This is a genomic window from Bacillus sp. LR--39 (genome assembly GCF_053613335.1).
Genome location: NZ_JBSIOT010001266.1, coordinates 1 through 586 on the forward strand (window position 1 = coordinate 1; position 586 = coordinate 586).

The 586-nt window shown below is 46.9% G+C and carries 1 protein-coding gene and 1 pseudogene; both read left to right on the forward strand.

The features are described from left to right. The first annotated feature begins 34 nt into the window (after positions 1-34). Positions 35-367 carry an SdpC immunity protein SpdL gene (gene spdL / locus ACWHAR_RS29860; RefSeq protein ID WP_024573182.1) on the forward strand — a complete coding sequence of 111 codons (333 nt, stop codon included), beginning with the start codon at positions 35-37 and terminating at the stop codon, positions 365-367. Continuing rightward, positions 354-586, forward strand: a pseudogene (gene ephM / locus ACWHAR_RS29865) (epoxide hydrolase EphM); the annotation flags it as partial. The gene spdL and the pseudogene ephM, both read left to right, overlap by 14 nt.

A 586-nucleotide genomic window follows, 5' to 3' on the forward strand; every position in this document is an offset into this window, starting at 1 on the left:
TTCTGCACGTAACAATGAGAAAGGAGATGATGATATGACGGGTTTAGTCGGCGGAGGGCTTATGATCATTGCGGGCATACTGATCAAACTGTTTCCTCCCAAATCGATCAACAGTGTGTACGGGTACAGAACGAGACGCTCAATGTCAGATCAAAGATTATGGAATGAAGCGAACCGTTACAGTGCATCATTAATGATCCTGTCAGGCTTGGTGATTGCGGGAATGGGTTTGCTGCTGGGATCAAACTTGATTATTCTTCAGCTTATCCTGCTGATTGCCGCCTGTGTCATAACATTTATGCTAACGGAGAAAAGGCTGAAAATCATGACGCACAGTCAAGGAGGAGATAGAAGTGGACGGAGTTAAATGCCAGTTTGTTAATACGAACGGAATCACGCTCCACGTTGCAGCCGCAGGACCGGAAGACGGCCCGTTAATTGTCCTGCTCCATGGATTTCCTGAGTTTTGGTACGGCTGGAAAAATCAAATCAAACCGCTTGTTGATGCGGGTTACCGGGTCATTGCTCCTGATCAGCGGGGCTACAATCTCAGTGACAAACCGGAAGGAATTGATTCGTATCGGAT

Bases quoted from the DNA above. Each gene is read 5' to 3' on its own strand.
- spdL (WP_024573182.1), top strand. From the start codon at position 35: ATGACGGGTTTAGTCGGCGGAGGGCTTATGATCATTGCGGGCATACTG.